The organism is Necropsobacter massiliensis (genome assembly GCF_000827595.2).
Classification (GTDB): domain Bacteria; phylum Pseudomonadota; class Gammaproteobacteria; order Enterobacterales; family Pasteurellaceae; genus Necropsobacter; species Necropsobacter massiliensis.
Map to the genome: position 1 here is coordinate 86,856 of NZ_LN776184.1, position 15,312 is coordinate 102,167.

Below are 15,312 nucleotides of genomic sequence, written 5' to 3' on the forward strand. Positions count from 1 at the left end.
CTTATTCTCGTCGGTATTGATAATAAGCGGCGCAGGCACCTTCGGAAGACACCATTAATGCGCCGTAAGCATTATCGGGGTTGCATTTTTGCGCAAACAACGGGCAATCGGCGGGTTTACATTTGCCGATCAGCACATCGCCACAGCAGGAATCGGGATCATCTTCCACTTGCTGCGGCTTGCTGGCAAACTGGATTTCGGCATCGAACCGGCGATAAGCGTCGCTCAGTTCCACGCCTGATTCGGCGATTTCGCCCAAACCGCGCCATTCGCTGCTGGTTTTCAGGCGGAACACGTCCGCCATTGCCCGTTGCGCCAACACATTGCCTTGCGGCTGCACAATGCGTTTATATTGATTTTCCACTGCGCAGCGGTTTTCGGTAAACTGGGTTACCAGCATTACAATAGATTGCAGAATATCCAGCGGTTCAAAGCCGGTGATCACAAAAGGCTTATGATATTCCGCGCACAGCGCCTGATAAGGTCGGGAGCCGATCACCATACTGACATGTCCGGGCGCGATAAAACCGTCAATATTGACTTGCTTGCGCGCCAATAAACTGTGTAAGGTAGGAATAATGGTAATATTTTGACATACCACGAAAAAGTTGTCGGTTTGCTGTTTTTTTGCTTGTTGCAGGGTCACTGCCGCACTCGGCATGGTGGTTTCAAAACCGAGGGAAAAAAAGACAACCTGCTTATCCGGATGATGCTGCGCAATATTCAACGCATCCAGCGGCGAATACACAATACGCACATCCGCGCCCTGCGCTTTGGCTTCCAGCAGCGAGCCTTGCCGTCCGCGCACTCGCATGGCATCGCCGAACGTACAGAAAATGACGCCCGGTCGCCGGGCGATCTCAATGCAAACGTCAATCCGTCCCATCGGCAAGACGCACACCGGACAACCCGGTCCGTGAATAAACTCAATGCTGTCCGGCAATAACCTGTCCAACCCGAATTTAAAAATGGTATGCGTATGCCCACCACACACTTCCATCAGATACAACGGATTGTCTCGCGTAAAGTGCGGTAGTTTTTCCATTAGTTTCCGCAGTCGCGCCAACAGACTTTTTGCCAGCGCCGGATCACGGAATTCATCAACAAACTGCATTGCACGCCCCTATTTCCGCTGCAACCAAGCCAACCACTGCGACAAACCTTCGCCGCTTGCCGCAGACAATTGAATCACCTCAAGCGTCGGATTGACCCGTTTGGCGTAAGCAATACATTTCTGCACATCAAAATTCAGATAAGGCAATAAATCCGTTTTATTTAAAATCATTAATTGCGCGGCAGCGAACATATGCGGATATTTTAACGGTTTATCCTCACCCTCCGTCACCGACAAAATAACAACTTTCGCTTTTTCGCCCAAGTCAAATTCCGACGGGCAAACCAAATTGCCCACATTCTCAATAAATAACAGACTGTTTTCTTGCGGCTGTAATTTGGCGAGCGCATTGCCGATCATCTGCGCATCCAAATGGCAGCCTTTTCCCGTATTAACCTGAATGGCCGGCACGCCAGTGGCGCGGATACGCTCCGCATCATTTTCGGTCTGCTGATCACCTTCAATGACATAGCAAGCGCGTTTATCTTTTAACGCATTTAAGGTGACAGTGAGCAACGTGGTTTTGCCCGAGCCCGGGCTGGAAACCAGATTGAGCGCCAGAATATGTTGTTTAGCAAAAAAACTGCGGTTGATTTCCGCCAGTCGGTTATTTTTACCTAATACGGCCTGCTCCACTTTCAGCAGTCGCTGTTCGGTTTCATCCGATTGCGCGCCGCGGTCAGGACGAAAGGAAGAATGAGAAAAGTTCGGTAATTTCACCGCACTTTTGGCGGCGGAATTATCATGTGCATGCGGTAATTCTCCGATTCTGACTTGTTCGGGATGCCCACAGCCACAGGTTGTACACATAAGTCACCTCGATAATGTTGATTTGTGCCGTAAATACCCGGAATTTGTGAAAATTCATCGGCGTTAGAATAACATATTCTCGATTTCAAAGATATTTCTTCTTATTTTGCATCAAATCCTTTACCATGATTTTTCTCTAACCCATATCAATAAACGGATGAGTATGAATCACTTAATATTAGAACGCATTATCAACCAGAAACTTAACAGCGAGGCGATCTCCGACTATGCGCCGAACGGATTGCAGGTGGAAGGTTGCGCTGAGGTGAAAACCGTTATTACCGGCGTGACTGCCTGTCAAGCGTTGCTTGATTACGCCGTCACTCGGCAAGCCGACGCTGTTATCGTGCATCACGGTTATTTCTGGAAAAACGAAAATCCCTGCATCCGCGGCATGAAAGGGCGCCGCATCAAAACGCTGCTGACGCATAATATCAATCTGTATGCCTATCATCTGCCCTTGGATGTGCACCCCGACCTCGGCAATAACGCCCAATTAGCGCGACGACTCGGCATCGAAAATCTACAGCCGCTGGAACCAGGTAGCTTCAGCGTTCCGATGTACGGTAGTCTGTCTCAACCGTTAAGCGCGGACGCCTTCGCCGCCCGCATTGAACAGGTGCTGCAACGCAAACCGCTATTTTGTGGCGAAAACGCACCGCACTTTATTCGCACGGTCGGTATTTGCAGCGGTGGCGGTCAGGGCTATATTGAGCTGGCCGCCGCACAAGGATTAGACGCCTTTATCAGCGGTGAAGTCTCGGAGCAAACCATACATTGCGCGCGGGAACAAGGTATCAATTTCTTTGCCGCCGGGCATCATGCCACCGAGCGTTACGGCATTCAGGCCTTAGGCGCATGGCTGGCGAAAGAATACAACTTAGACGTGGAATTTAAGGATATTGATAATCCGGCTTAGGTACTTATATGCATCCTGCTTAACTTGACATCCTACCCAAAGCCATGTATAAAAATTAACAGCTATTTCATTTTTAACACTAGAGGAGAACTATTATGAGCGAATCATTTGAACAAAAACGTACAGAATTATTAGAAGAATTGAACGAGATTCTGAATAATGCCGAAGAACTATTTAATGAAAAAACCGAAGCCGGTGCCGATGAGTTGAAAAAGCTGAAAAAACGCTTGAACGCACAGGTTAAAGAGGCAAGAGGTCAATTCGGTTCTCTGCAAGAAGAAACCGTAAGAAGAACCAAGCGGGCAATTCAACAAACCGATGAACTGGTACAGGAAAATCCATATAAAGCCATTGGCGTTGCTGGCGTTATCGGCTTGTTGCTCGGTGTTCTGATCAGCAAAAAATAATCATCTCGGACAAGGCTGTCTCACACAGCCTTTTTTCATTTAATTACGGTTCCGAATATTAACGTGTAAAAATGCAGATTATCACTAAAATTAAACGGGCGTTCATCACCTCGGTCGAATTGGCGCAAATTCGTTTACATATGCTGAGTATTGAGCTGATTGAGCTTAAAAATTCGTTGCTCGCCATATTCAGCGTACTGTTGCTGGCATTTATTGCGTTACTGACCGGGCTCATCAGCTTGCTGTTCGGATTGGAACATTACCTGACGCCGGAGAGCAAAACCACCGTTTTTTTCAGCATTAGTGCGGCAGCGTTTCTACTGGTGCTCGGATTTATCTTGCTAGTATTGCGATTAATCAGCCGACAACGGCGCTTTATGCTTTCAACATTAAGCGAAATACAACGCGACGTCGGCGCCTTAAAACATGCGCTCGGTGCCTCGGACAATGAGCGGGAGGTTTGATGAAAATGACATTACAAGAAGAAAAAGAACTGCTGCGTCTGAAAGGGGAAATTTTACGCCTAAAATTCCGTTCGCAAACCGCCTCGGTCAAACAAGAGGTGTATCAGCCGATACAGCATTTCAATGCGCTTCGTTCCTCTTTATTGCAGCCGGTTATCCGTTCATTATGCTTGAATTTATTAAGCCGCCGACTGTTAACCCCTCGTAATGTACTGTTTTCCGGTATGGCTGTCGCGCTTGTCGGTCTACTCGGCAAACCCCGCTCACCAGATCACTAATTACCCCTTGACGCTTGCTGGTCAGACATAATTGCCCTGTATAGCAGAAACGGGTATAATTGCCGCAATTTTTATCACAGCAAGGAAAACACAATGGGTTTCTTAACAGGCAAACGTATTTTAATCACCGGTTTGGCCAGCAACCGCTCTATCGCTTACGGTATTGCAGCGGCGATGAAACGTGCTGGCGCCGAACTGGCGTTCACTTATTTAAACGATAAACTGAAAGCCCGCGTAGAAGATTTCGCGTGGGAATTTGACTCCGACATTGTCCTACCGTTAGATGTTGCCACCGACGAAAGTATTGAAAACTGCTTCAAACAATTAAGCGCACATTGGCAAAAATTCGACGGTTTTGTCCATGCCATCGCCTTTGCACCGGGCGATCAGCTTGATGGCGACTATGTTAATGCGGCAACACGAGAAGGCTTCCGTATCGCTCATGATATCAGCGCGTACAGTTTTGTCGCTATGGCGCAGGCGGCACGTCCGATGCTCAACCCGAACGCCGCGCTGCTGACCCTCACTTATCTTGGTGCGGAACGCGCTATTCCGAATTATAACGTGATGTGCTTGGCTAAAGCTTCGCTGGAAGCAAGCACCCGCGTAATGGCGGCGGATCTGGGCAAAGACGGCATCCGCGTTAACGCCATTTCAGCCGGTCCGATCCGCACACTAGCGGCTTCCGGTATCAAAAACTTTAAGAAAATGCTGGCGACCTTTGAGCATACCGCTCCGCTGCGTCGTACCGTTACCATTGAAGATGTGGGCAATTCTGCCGCGTTTCTGTGTTCCGATTTGGCCTCCGGCGTCACCGGCGAAATCCTGCACGTCGATGCGGGTTTCAGTATTACCGCAATGAGCGAATTAGGTGCGGAATAGTTTTTTACCTCATTCAGCGGGCAGACCAATGTGTCTGCCCTTTTTTATCAAATATCAGATTGACTATATTTATGTTTCAAAATAATCCCCTGCTGTCTCAATTAAAACAACAAATTCGCGCCAGCAAACCGCATGTCGAAGGCGTCGTCAAAGGATCAGATAAAGCATACGGTTTTCTTGAATGCGACAAAAAGAGTTATTTCCTGCCACCGCCAGCGATGAAGAAAGTCATGCACGGTGATAGAATCAAAGCCGTGATTGATACCGTCGGCGACAAAGAGCAAGCGGAACCGGACGAATTAATCGAACCAATGTTAAACCGTTTTATCGCCAAAGTGCGGTTCAATAAAGACAAGAAATTACAGGTATTGGCGGATCATCCGCAAATCAATCATCCCATCAGCGCCAGTCAAAGCAAAGCGGTGCAGGAAACGCTGCAAGAAGGCGATTGGGTGGTTGCCGAGTTAAAAAATCACCCATTGCGCGACGATCGTTTTTTCTCCGCCCGGATCAGCGAATTCATTTGTCGCGGCAATGATGAATTTGCCCCTTGGTGGGTCACCCTGGCGCGCCATGAGCAATCCCGTTATCCGGTACAGGGCGCCGCCCGTTATGACATGCTCGACCAGCAAAACCGCCAGGATCTGACCGCACTTCATTTTGTTACCATTGACAGCGAAAATACGCAGGATATGGACGATGCGCTATATATCGAACCGGTCGAACACGACGGTACACAAACTGGTTGGAAACTGGTCGTAGCAATTGCCGATCCGACGGCCTATATCGGGATAGATTCGCAAATTGAACAAGATGCTCGCCAACGCTGTTTTACCAACTATCTGCCGGGCTTTAATATTCCGATGCTGCCGCGCGAATTATCCGACCAACTCTGTTCCTTAATGGAAAATCAAACCCGCCCGGCACTGGTCTGTTTTATTGAAACGGATTTACAAGGTGAGCTCAGCGCCAAACCGCACTTTGTGTCCGCCTATGTGCAATCCAAAGCAAAACTGGCGTATCACAAGGTATCCGATTATTTAGAAGGGAAATCAGACGACTGGCAACCGGAAAATACAGCGACCGAACAGCAAATTGCTCACCTGCACCGGTTTACGTTGGCACGCATCCAATGGCGCCAAACGCATTCTTTGTTATTTAAGGAAAAACCCGATTATTCCTTCATACTGGCGGAAAACGGTAAGGTAGAGGAAATCAAGGCAGAATATCGCCGCATTGCTAATCAAATCGTTGAAGAATCCATGATTCTTGCCAATCTCTGCGCCGCGCAGTATCTGGATGAAAAATTGCACTGCGGGATTTTTAACACCCATGCAGGGTTTGACAAAAAATATTTGGACGCCGCGCACCATTTTCTGCTGGCGAATCTGGCAAATGAGGAAAACTACAGCCAACTGGCAGCGCGTTATTCCGTGGAAAACCTTGCCACGCTGCAAGGTTATTGCCGTATGCGCCATGATATTGAACCGATTGAAGGTGATTATCTAGAGCTGCGCCTGCGCCGTTTCCTGACTTTTGCCGAATTTAAAGCCCAATCAGCACCGCACTTCGGATTGGGACTGCCCGCTTACGCGACTTGGACTTCACCGATCCGAAAATATTCCGATATGGTTAACCATCGGTTGATTAAAGCGAGTTTAACCGGACAGCCTTATGAAAAACCGTCGGAAACCGTGTTACAGCGTTTACAGGAAGCTCGCCGACAAAATCGGCTGGTCGAACGGGATATCGCCGACTGGCTGTATTGCCGTTATTTAGCCGACAAGGTAACACAGCAGCCGCAATATGCGGCAGAAGTGCTGGATGTCATGCGCGGTGGGTTGCGGGTGCAATTATTGGAAAACGGGGCATCGGTGTTTATTCCGGTTTCAACCCTGCACGATAACAAAGAAGAAATTCAACTTAATGCCGATGAGATCGCATTATATATTAAGGGTGACAGACGCTATAAAATCGGTGATATGATCCATGTTCGTATCACGGAAGTCAAAGAAGAAACCCGCAGTATTATTGGGCAGATCGCGGCATAAAGAAAAGGCGCCGCCGCGCCTTTTATCAAAAATCTCACCGCAAAGGGCGGAACAATATCCGCCCGCATAACAAACTTAAGCGCTATAGCGTCCCACGCCCAGTTCGTCTTCCTTACGGGTGCGATTGATTACCGCCTGCGGCGACTGCTGTACGCGTAGCCCCATTTGCTCTTCGGTACGCACGACTTCACCGCGTAACGAATTGGTAAATACATCGGTAATTTTAATATCGACAAATTTACCGATCATATCTGGGCTGCCGGCAAAATTGACGATACGGTTGTTTTCCGTACGACCAGTTAATTCCATCAAATCTTTTTTCGACGGCCCTTCCACCAGCACTCGTTGTTCCGTTCCCAGCATTGCACGGCTGTACTGCGCCGCCTGATTATTGATGCGCTGTTGCAATAAATATAAACGTTGTTTCTTCTCTTCTTCCGTCACATCATCGGGAAAATCCGACGCTGGTGTGCCCGGACGGGCGGAATAAATAAAACTGAAACTCATATCAAAATTGACTTGCGCAATCAGGTTCATCGTATCTTCAAAATCCTGCTCTGTTTCGCCCGGAAAACCGACGATAAAATCCGAGCTGATCTGAATGTGCGGCCGCACTTTTCTTAACTTGCGAATAATGGATTTATATTCAAGCGCCGTATGACCACGCTTCATCATATTCAACACACGATCGGAACCGCTTTGCACCGGCAAATGCAAAAAGCTGACCAGCTCCGGCGTATCGGCGTAAACGTCAATAATATCATCCGTAAATTCAATCGGATGGCTGGTGGTAAAACGCAGTCGATCAATACCGTCAATGGCCGCCACCAACCGCAACAGCTCGGCAAAGCTACAAATGCCGCCGTCATGCGTCGGTCCGCGGTAGGCATTGACATTCTGCCCCAACAGATTTACCTCACGCACGCCCTGCTCGGCAAGTTGCGCGATTTCAAACAGCACGTCGTCCAACGGGCGGCTGACCTCTTCACCGCGGGTATACGGCACCACGCAGTAAGTACAATATTTATTACAACCTTCCATAATGGATACGAACGCCGTCGGACCTTCCGCTTTCGGTTCCGGCAGGCGATCAAATTTCTCGATCTCCGGAAAACTGACATCCACCACCGCACTTTTACCGCCGCGGATCTGATTGATCATTTCCGGCAAACGGTGCAAAGTCTGCGGTCCGAAAATAATATCCACATAAGGAGCACGATGACGAATATGCTCGCCTTCCTGCGATGCCACGCAACCGCCCACCCCAATGACCAGCCCTGGATTTTTTTGCTTCAATTCTTTCCAGCGCCCCAATTGGTGAAACACTTTTTCCTGCGCTTTTTCGCGAATCGAACAGGTATTTAACAACAATACATCCGCCTCTTCCGGCATTTCGGTTAATTCCAGCCCGTGCGTACTATTCAGCAAATCTGCCATTTTCGAGCTGTCATATTCGTTCATCTGACAGCCCCAAGTTTTAATATGTAATTTCTGCATCTTTTAATTCAACGTCATCATCCGATAAAAAATTGATTGGCTATTTTACAGGCTTGCAGCAATGGTGGCTAGTTAAAATCGGATTTTCTTTTCTATTTCGTGCATTAAGGATAAAATCAATGGCAACAAAATCTCCGAAAAAAACAACCGCACTTTTAGTGCTGGAAAAATGCGGACAATCCGGTCCACAGCAAGGAGCGAGGCAAATTATGACAAAGCAAAAAGACATTATCGTCATCGGTGGCGGCATGATCGGCGCTGCCTGTGCGGCTGGACTGGGCAAACTTGGGCTGCAAATTCAGCTGATTGAACGTGCGCCGCTGCCCGCATTTAACCCCGACACGCCTTATGACATCCGCATTTCCGCCATTAGCGCGGCTTCGGTCGAATTACTGAAACAACTCAATGCCTGGCAGCACATTGAAGCAATGCGGGTGTGCCCATATCGTGCCTTGGAAACGTGGGAAATCGACGGCTTTTCAGCCTATTTTCACAGCGACGAGCTAAACCTGCCGGAGCTCGGCTATATGGTAGAAAATAATCTGATTCAGCTCGGATTATGGCAGGCACTGCGCACCTTTGAAAATATCCAAAGCACAATCGGCAGCGCAATTACCGACGCGAAAAAGTGCGGTGAAAATTGGCAGATTTTTTTAGATAACGGCGACAGTTACAGCGCGCCACTGCTTATTGCCGCCGACGGTGCAAATTCACAAATCCGCCAAATTGCCGGCATCGGTCTGAGTGGCTGGCAATATCGCCAGCATTGTATGCTGATTCTGGTGGAGACGGCATCACCGCAGCAGGACATGACTTGGCAGCAGTTTTATCCTTCCGGCCCGCGCGCATTTCTGCCATTGTGCGGGCAACGGGCTTGTTTGGTTTGGTATGACAGCCCGCACAAAATCCGCTTACTGCGTCAGCTGTCAAAAGAAAAGCTGAGCGATGAAATTCATCAGTCGTTTCCGTCGCGTTTGGGCGACATTCAAGTGCTGCATGCCGCCGATTTTGCCCTGACCCGCCGCCACGCGCAAGATTATGTAAAACAAGGCGTGGTGCTAGTCGGCGATGCGGCGCATACCATCAACCCGCTGGCGGGACAAGGTGTCAATCTGGGCTTTAAAGATGTAAAAGCGCTGCTGAATGTGATCGAAAGTGCGGTGCAAAAAAACCAACATTTTGCGGCGGATGACGTGCTGTTGCGTTATCAGCACCAACGCAAAGCAGATAATTTATTCATGCAATCAGGCATGGATCTATTCTACAAAGCCTTTAAAGAAGACCTGCTGCCGCTGAAAATCGCTCGTAATTTGGCGCTTGTCATCGCCGATAAAGCCACGCCGTTAAAAAAACAGGCGTTGAAATACGCACTAGGGCTATGATTCAAAAATCGTTTTTTTACACTATAAAAAAACCCATTGAATATATTCCTAAATTTGCTATGCTGTCTGAGCAATTTCTGTAGCTATATGATGTTGATGTGACGGACAATTTGACTACCACAAGGAGATACGTTTTGGCTGCAAGATATATCGCCCACCTTCGTCGCACAGACGGCGCCATTCAATCCGTAGAAACCCACCTGACAGAAACCGCTGCCATTGCACAAGTTTTGGCGAAAAAACTCAATTTAGCGCCAGCCGGCGAACTCCTCGGGCTTATGCATGATTTTGGGAAATATTCCCATGTTCTAATTTTATCGTGGAGAAATAAATGTCCGACATGATCGCCCATGCCCGCCAAGGCTCATCCCAAAACTGGCATTCCCATCCTTTGCAAAACCACCTGCAAAAAGTCGCCAAACTTGCCAAGCGTTTTGCGGGGCGTTACGGGGCGCTATTTGCCGAATATGCGGGAATTTTGCACGACTTGGGGAAATTTCAGGCGGCTTTTCAAGAATATATACGTCGGGTTTCGGGCTTTGAACGGGAAAATGCACACCTTGAAGATGTCGAATCTTCTAAACCGCGCAAAATTCCCCATTCCACCGCAGGAGCAAAATATGCTGTCCGCCGTCTCGATCCGTTTTTCGGGCATTTGCTGGCTTATCTGATTGCAGGGCATCATGCGGGTTTAGCGGATTGGTATGACAAGGGCAGTTTGAAACACCGTTTGCAACAGGCGGATTACGAATTGGCAAAGTCTTTGTCAGGGTTGGTAGAAAGCGGATTGCCCGAAGATTTTTTCTCTTTATCGGATGATAACTTGGAGCAGAGTTTTTTTGCTTTTTGGGAAAACGGGGCAAATTTGGACGAACTACATATTTGGATGCGTTTTCTTTTTTCCTGTTTGGTGGACGCCGATTTTTTGGACACTGAAGCTTTTATGAACGGCTACACCGATGCGGATGCCGCGCAGGCGGCTGGATTACGCCCACGATTTCCCGACTTGAATACATTACACCTGCGCTACGAACAATATATGGCAAAGCTTAGCCAAAAGGCAGATAAAAATTCGACTTTAAATCAAGAACGCCATAGCATTTTACAGCAATGCTTTTCTGCTGCAGAAACCGACCGCACTTTATTTTCTTTGACCGTGCCGACCGGCGGCGGCAAAACTTTGGCAAGCTTAGGGTTTGCTTTGAAGCACGCACTAAAATTCGGCAAAAAGCGCATTATCTACGCCATTCCCTTTACCAGCATTATTGAACAAAATGCCGATGTTTTTCGCAGGGTGTTGGGCGATGATGTGGTGTTGGAGCATCACAGCAATTTGGAAGTAAAGGACAACAAGGAAACCACCAAAACCCGCCTTGCCACGGAAAACTGGGATGCGCCGTTGATTGTTACCACCAATGTACAACTGTTTGAAAGCCTGTTTGCGTCGAGAACCAGCCGCTGCCGCAAGATACACAATATTGCCGACAGCGTGATTATTTTAGACGAAGTTCAGCAGCTGCCGCGTGATTTTCAAAAACCGATTACCGACATGATGCGGGTGCTAGCACGCGATTATGGCGTTACCTTTGTGCTTTGTTCGGCGACCCAGCCTGAACTTGGCAAATATATTGATTCGTTCGGGCGTACCGTTTTGGAAGGTTTGCCGGATGTGTGTGAGATTGTTGCGGACAAAGTCGCCTTATCGGAACGACTGCGTCGCGTCCATATCAAAATGCCGCCGCCAAACGGCAAGACGCAAAGCTGGCAGGAAATCGCTGATAAAATCGGCGAACGTCCCTGCGTTTTGGCAGTGGTCAATACCCGCAAACACGCCCGTAAACTCTTTGCCGCCCTGCCTTCACACGGCATCAAACTGCACCTGTCCGCCAATATGTGTGCCACGCATCGCAGCGAGGTAATTGCGCTGGTTCGCCGATATTTACAGCTGTATCGTGAAGGTCGCCTGAAAAAGCCTTTGTGGCTGGTCAGTACACAACTGATTGAGGCGGGCGTGGATTTAGATTTTCCTTGTGTTTATCGGGCAATGGCGGGGTTGGACAGCATTGCCCAAGCGGCGGGACGGTGTAACCGCGAAGGCAAATTGCCGCAACTGGGTGAAGTGGTCGTATTCTGCCCGGAAGAAGGTGCGCCCAATGGCAGCCTGAAACAGAGCCAGGGCATTACCGAAGAGATGTTGAAAATCGGGCTGCTTGACGATCCGCTCTCCCCATTAGCATTTGCCAAATATTTCTCCCGTTTTAACAGCAAAGGCGATTTGGACAAGCATGGAATAACAAAACTTTTAACGGCGGAAACGTCCGATGACAATCCGTTGGCAATCAAATTCCGTACTGCCGCCGAGCGCTTCCGCTTGATTGACAATCAAGGGATTGCACTGGTTGTGCCGTTTATTCCACTTGTTCATCAGAACAATGAAAATAAAACGTCGCAAATCGTCAAAGCAAACGAGCTGGATGACTTTTTCAGACAGCATTTGGACGGGGTAGAAGTTTCGGAGTGGCAGAAAGTTTTAGGCAAATATCGTTACCCGCAGTCGCCCGACAACCAATTCGGGCAAACTGATAAACCGCCTTTACCTGAGCCTTTTGAAAACTGGTTCGGGCTGCTGGAAAACGATCCGCTCAAATACAAATGGGTGTACCGCAAACTGCAACGATACACGATTACCGTGTATGAACACGAACTGAAAAAACTGTCTGCAAATGCCATTTTTCCCAGAGCAGGATTGCTGGTACTGGATAAAGGCTATTATCAAGACGTGCTTGGTGCGGATTTTGATGATACAGTTTGGCAGCCAGAAAGTTCGGTTTTATGAAAAATGCCCCTATCGTTCGTTAGGGGCATTTTGCCATTTTTAACATAGCATCATAGTTTCAACACACAGCCGCCAAAAAGCGAGCGAGCACTAACTAACTTCATAACGAATTGTATGAGAATAGTTTAGCGTAAGCATATTTTACAACTTATTAGGAAAATAAGCGAATTGTACTTGACATATCCGTCGATGTAATTTATAATATAGCTTCATAGAATAATAAAGGAGGCAAAATGAGTTTTATCCTAGAAATCAGCGGTGATTTTGCATGCTTTACAAGACCTGAATTCAAGGTGGAAAGGGTAAGCTATCCCGTGATTACCCCCTCTGCAGCTAGAAACATCCTGATGGCAATTTTATGGAAACCTGCCATTCGGTGGAGGGTGCTGAGAGTAGAGATTTTAAAGCCAATTCAATGGGTTAATATCCGTCGCAATGAAGTCGGCAGCAAAATGAGCGAACGCAGCGGTTCTCTTTATATTGAAGACAACCGTCAGCAGCGCGCATCCATGTTGCTCAAAGACGTTGCCTACCGCATTTACGCCGATTTTGAAATGACACACGAAGCAGGCGAGGGCGACAACTACGTCAAGTTTGCCGAAATGTTTAAACGACGTGCCAAAAAGGGACAGTATTTTCACCAACCTTATTTGGGTTGCCGCGAGTTTCCTTGCCATTTTAGATTGCTGGAAAAAGCCGAAGACGGCTTGCCACGTGAAGACATTACTCAAAATTTTGGCTTTATGCTGTACGACATGGATTTCAGCAAATCCGCTCCACGCGATTCCAACAATGCCGAGCCAATGTTTTATGAGTGTAAAGCTGTAAACGGCGTAATTATCGTGCCACCTGCTGACAGTGATGAGGTGAAACGATGATTCTGCATGCATTAACCAAATACTATCAGCGTAAAGACGGTGTCGCCCCTGAAGGGTTTGAAAATAAAGAAATCCCGTTCATTATCGTCATAGACAGGGACGGTAAGTTTATCCGGCTTGAAGATACTCGCGAGCAAAAAGGCAAGAAGAAAATAGGACAGAAATTTCTTATCCCCAAAGACCAGCATACGACTGGTAAAAGTGCTTATAAAGCAAGCAATATTTTATGGGATCACTATGGTTATGTACTAGCCTTTCCGAAGGAAGTAGAAGGTATTGCTAAAAAAACTCCAGAAGAGATCGAAGTTGAAAAGGAAAAAAATCGCCTTTTAGCCAATAATCAGCACGCCAGTTTTACCGCCAAAGTGAACGAGCTAAAACAGGCATTGCCTGATGATGCAGGTATTGCCGCCGTTGCCGCTTTTTTGGCTTCTGCCGAAGAAAAAGGCAAAGTTATGCAGTCTGAAAACTGGGCAGAATGTGCCAAGGTTAAAGGCTGCAATCTCAGCTTTCGTTTGGTGGAAGAGGCGGTGGATTTGGTTTGTCAGTCAAAGGTGGTTCGGACATATGTGAGCCAAACCAATCAGGCGCAATCTGATAATGTCCCCAAAGGCATTTGTCTGGTAACGGGCAAACCTGCACCGATTGCGCGATTGCATAACGCCGTCAAAGGCGTGAATGCCAAGCCTGCCCCGTTTACATCGGTAAATTTGTCGGCTTTTGAATCTTACGACAAAGAACAAGGCTTTATCTTTCCCGTGGGCGAACAAGCCATGTTCGAATACACCACCGCCTTAAACACCCTGCTTGCCGGCGACAACCGTTTCCGTATCGGCGATGTAACTACCGTATGCTGGAGCGAAAAGCCGACCCCGCTGGAAAGCTGTGTTTCAAGATTGCTAAACGGTGGCGGCAAAGACAATCCCGATGACCATATCGATGCCGTCAAAACGCTCTATAAAAGCCTGTACAACGGCAAATACACAGAGCCCGACGGCAAAGACAAATTCTACCTTTTAGGTTTATCGCCCAATTCCGCACGTATCGTCGTCCGCTTTTGGCACGAAACCACCGTTGCCGCTTTATCCGAAAACATCGCGGCATGGTATGACGATTTAAAAATAGTGCGCGGCGAAAATTCGCCTTATCCCGAATATATGCCGTTGCCGCGTCTGCTGGGCAATTTGGTGCTGGACGGCAAAATGGAAAACCTGCCCTCCGACTTAATCGCTCAAGTAACTGATGCCGCGCTCAACAACCGCGTTTTGCCCGTCAGCCTTTTGCAGGCTGCTTTGCGGCGCAATAAAGCGGAACAGAAAATCACCTATGGCAGGGCAAGCCTGCTCAAAGCCTATATCAACCGCGCAATCCGCGCAGGTCGTCTGAAAAATATGAAGGAGCTGACTATGAGTTTGGATAGAAACCGTCAAGACATCGGTTATGTGCTGGGGCGGCTGTTTGCCGTGCTGGAAAAAACACAGGCCGAAGCCAATCCCGGCTTGAACGCCACCATTGCCGACCGCTATTTCGGCTCGGCAAGCAGTACGCCGATTGCCGTGTTCGGCACGTTGATGCGCCTGCTGCCACACCATTTAAATAAACTCGAATTTGAAGGGCGCGCCGTTCAATTGCAATGGGAAATCCGCCAGATTTTGGAACATTGCCAAAAGTTTCCAAACCATCTGAATTTAGAGCAGCAAGGCTTGTTCGCCATCGGCTATTACCACGAAACCCAATTCCTATTCACCAAAGACGCATTGAAAAACCTGTTTAACGAAGCAAAAACCGCATAAG

The 15,312-nt window shown here is 48.0% G+C and carries 14 protein-coding genes; 11 read left to right on the forward strand and 3 right to left on the reverse strand.

Annotated elements, in window-relative coordinates; genetic code table 11:
* Position 1: 1 nt before the first annotated feature.
* Together hypD and hypB are read right to left on the reverse strand one after the other, a co-directional pair.
* On the reverse strand, positions 2-1,114 hold the full coding sequence (hypD, locus tag BN3349_RS06755) for a hydrogenase formation protein HypD (protein WP_040976589.1): 1,113 nt from the start codon (positions 1,112-1,114) through the stop codon (positions 2-4).
* Positions 1,115-1,123: 9 nt separating this feature from the next.
* Complete coding sequence (gene hypB, locus BN3349_RS06760; protein WP_040976590.1) at positions 1,124-1,924, reverse strand: hydrogenase nickel incorporation protein HypB; 801 nt, start codon at positions 1,922-1,924, stop codon at positions 1,124-1,126.
* 163 nt (positions 1,925-2,087) lie between these two features.
* Between hypB and BN3349_RS06765 the strand changes: the two genes are divergently transcribed.
* From BN3349_RS06765 to rnb, 6 genes are all read left to right on the forward strand, one after another.
* Positions 2,088-2,843 carry a Nif3-like dinuclear metal center hexameric protein gene (locus BN3349_RS06765; RefSeq protein WP_040976591.1) on the forward strand — a complete coding sequence of 252 codons (756 nt, stop codon included), beginning with the start codon at positions 2,088-2,090 and terminating at the stop codon, positions 2,841-2,843.
* A gap of 95 nt (positions 2,844-2,938) precedes the next feature.
* Positions 2,939-3,250, forward strand: coding sequence for an ElaB/YgaM/YqjD family protein (locus BN3349_RS06770; RefSeq protein ID WP_040976592.1), 312 nt, complete (start codon positions 2,939-2,941; stop codon positions 3,248-3,250).
* Between the two features lie 71 nt (positions 3,251-3,321).
* On the forward strand, positions 3,322-3,714 hold the full coding sequence (locus BN3349_RS06775) for a phage holin family protein (RefSeq protein ID WP_040976593.1): 393 nt from the start codon (positions 3,322-3,324) through the stop codon (positions 3,712-3,714).
* The gene (locus BN3349_RS06780) at positions 3,714-3,992 is read left to right on the forward strand and encodes a hypothetical protein (protein ID WP_040976594.1); all 279 of its coding nucleotides are present in this window, start codon (positions 3,714-3,716) and stop codon (positions 3,990-3,992) included. The genes BN3349_RS06775 and BN3349_RS06780 overlap by 1 nt, the downstream gene beginning before the upstream one ends.
* 93 nt (positions 3,993-4,085) lie before the next feature.
* Entirely contained in the window at positions 4,086-4,874 is a 789-nt protein-coding gene (locus BN3349_RS06785) for an SDR family oxidoreductase (protein ID WP_040976595.1), read from the forward strand.
* Positions 4,875-4,945: 71 nt separating this feature from the next.
* Complete coding sequence (gene rnb, locus BN3349_RS06790) at positions 4,946-6,925, forward strand: exoribonuclease II (RefSeq protein ID WP_040976596.1); 1,980 nt, start codon at positions 4,946-4,948, stop codon at positions 6,923-6,925.
* Positions 6,926-7,000: 75 nt separating this feature from the next.
* On the opposite strand, the gene miaB is transcribed toward rnb, so the two are convergent.
* Positions 7,001-8,422 (reverse strand): tRNA (N6-isopentenyl adenosine(37)-C2)-methylthiotransferase MiaB, encoded by a 1,422-nt coding sequence (gene miaB / locus BN3349_RS06795; protein ID WP_032109699.1) that lies wholly within the window; start codon positions 8,420-8,422, stop codon positions 7,001-7,003.
* Positions 8,423-8,631: 209 nt separating this feature from the next.
* Between miaB and BN3349_RS06800 the strand changes: the two genes are divergently transcribed.
* From BN3349_RS06800 to cas8c, 5 genes are all read left to right on the forward strand, one after another.
* Complete coding sequence (locus BN3349_RS06800; RefSeq protein WP_040976649.1) at positions 8,632-9,804, forward strand: FAD-dependent monooxygenase; 1,173 nt, start codon at positions 8,632-8,634, stop codon at positions 9,802-9,804.
* A 134-nt stretch (positions 9,805-9,938) separates the two neighbouring features.
* Positions 9,939-10,148 carry an HD domain-containing protein gene (locus tag BN3349_RS06805; RefSeq protein ID WP_048736564.1) on the forward strand — a complete coding sequence of 70 codons (210 nt, stop codon included), beginning with the start codon at positions 9,939-9,941 and terminating at the stop codon, positions 10,146-10,148.
* Positions 10,136-12,640: a CRISPR-associated helicase/endonuclease Cas3 gene (locus BN3349_RS06810; protein WP_040976597.1), complete on the forward strand. Its 2,505-nt coding sequence runs from the start codon at positions 10,136-10,138 to the stop codon at positions 12,638-12,640. The genes BN3349_RS06805 and BN3349_RS06810 overlap by 13 nt, the downstream gene beginning before the upstream one ends.
* A gap of 233 nt (positions 12,641-12,873) precedes the next feature.
* On the forward strand, positions 12,874-13,518 hold the full coding sequence (cas5c, locus tag BN3349_RS06815) for a type I-C CRISPR-associated protein Cas5c (RefSeq protein WP_040976598.1): 645 nt from the start codon (positions 12,874-12,876) through the stop codon (positions 13,516-13,518).
* A complete protein-coding gene (cas8c, locus tag BN3349_RS06820; protein WP_040976599.1) occupies positions 13,515-15,311 on the forward strand; it encodes a type I-C CRISPR-associated protein Cas8c/Csd1 in 1,797 nt (598 codons plus the stop codon). The genes cas5c and cas8c overlap by 4 nt, the downstream gene beginning before the upstream one ends.
* The last annotated feature ends 1 nt before the right edge of the window (position 15,312 follow it).

Bases quoted from the DNA above. Each gene is read 5' to 3' on its own strand.
- hypD (WP_040976589.1), bottom strand. From the start codon at position 1,114: ATGCAGTTTGTTGATGAATTCCGTGATCCGGCGCTGGCAAAAAGTCTG.
- hypB (WP_040976590.1), bottom strand. From the start codon at position 1,924: ATGTGTACAACCTGTGGCTGTGGGCATCCCGAACAAGTCAGAATCGGA.
- BN3349_RS06765 (WP_040976591.1), top strand. From the start codon at position 2,088: ATGAATCACTTAATATTAGAACGCATTATCAACCAGAAACTTAACAGC.
- BN3349_RS06770 (WP_040976592.1), top strand. From the start codon at position 2,939: ATGAGCGAATCATTTGAACAAAAACGTACAGAATTATTAGAAGAATTG.
- BN3349_RS06775 (WP_040976593.1), top strand. From the start codon at position 3,322: ATGCAGATTATCACTAAAATTAAACGGGCGTTCATCACCTCGGTCGAA.
- BN3349_RS06780 (WP_040976594.1), top strand. From the start codon at position 3,714: ATGAAAATGACATTACAAGAAGAAAAAGAACTGCTGCGTCTGAAAGGG.
- BN3349_RS06785 (WP_040976595.1), top strand. From the start codon at position 4,086: ATGGGTTTCTTAACAGGCAAACGTATTTTAATCACCGGTTTGGCCAGC.
- rnb (WP_040976596.1), top strand. From the start codon at position 4,946: ATGTTTCAAAATAATCCCCTGCTGTCTCAATTAAAACAACAAATTCGC.
- miaB (WP_032109699.1), bottom strand. From the start codon at position 8,422: ATGCAGAAATTACATATTAAAACTTGGGGCTGTCAGATGAACGAATAT.
- BN3349_RS06800 (WP_040976649.1), top strand. From the start codon at position 8,632: ATGACAAAGCAAAAAGACATTATCGTCATCGGTGGCGGCATGATCGGC.
- BN3349_RS06810 (WP_040976597.1), top strand. From the start codon at position 10,136: ATGTCCGACATGATCGCCCATGCCCGCCAAGGCTCATCCCAAAACTGG.
- cas5c (WP_040976598.1), top strand. From the start codon at position 12,874: ATGAGTTTTATCCTAGAAATCAGCGGTGATTTTGCATGCTTTACAAGA.
- cas8c (WP_040976599.1), top strand. From the start codon at position 13,515: ATGATTCTGCATGCATTAACCAAATACTATCAGCGTAAAGACGGTGTC.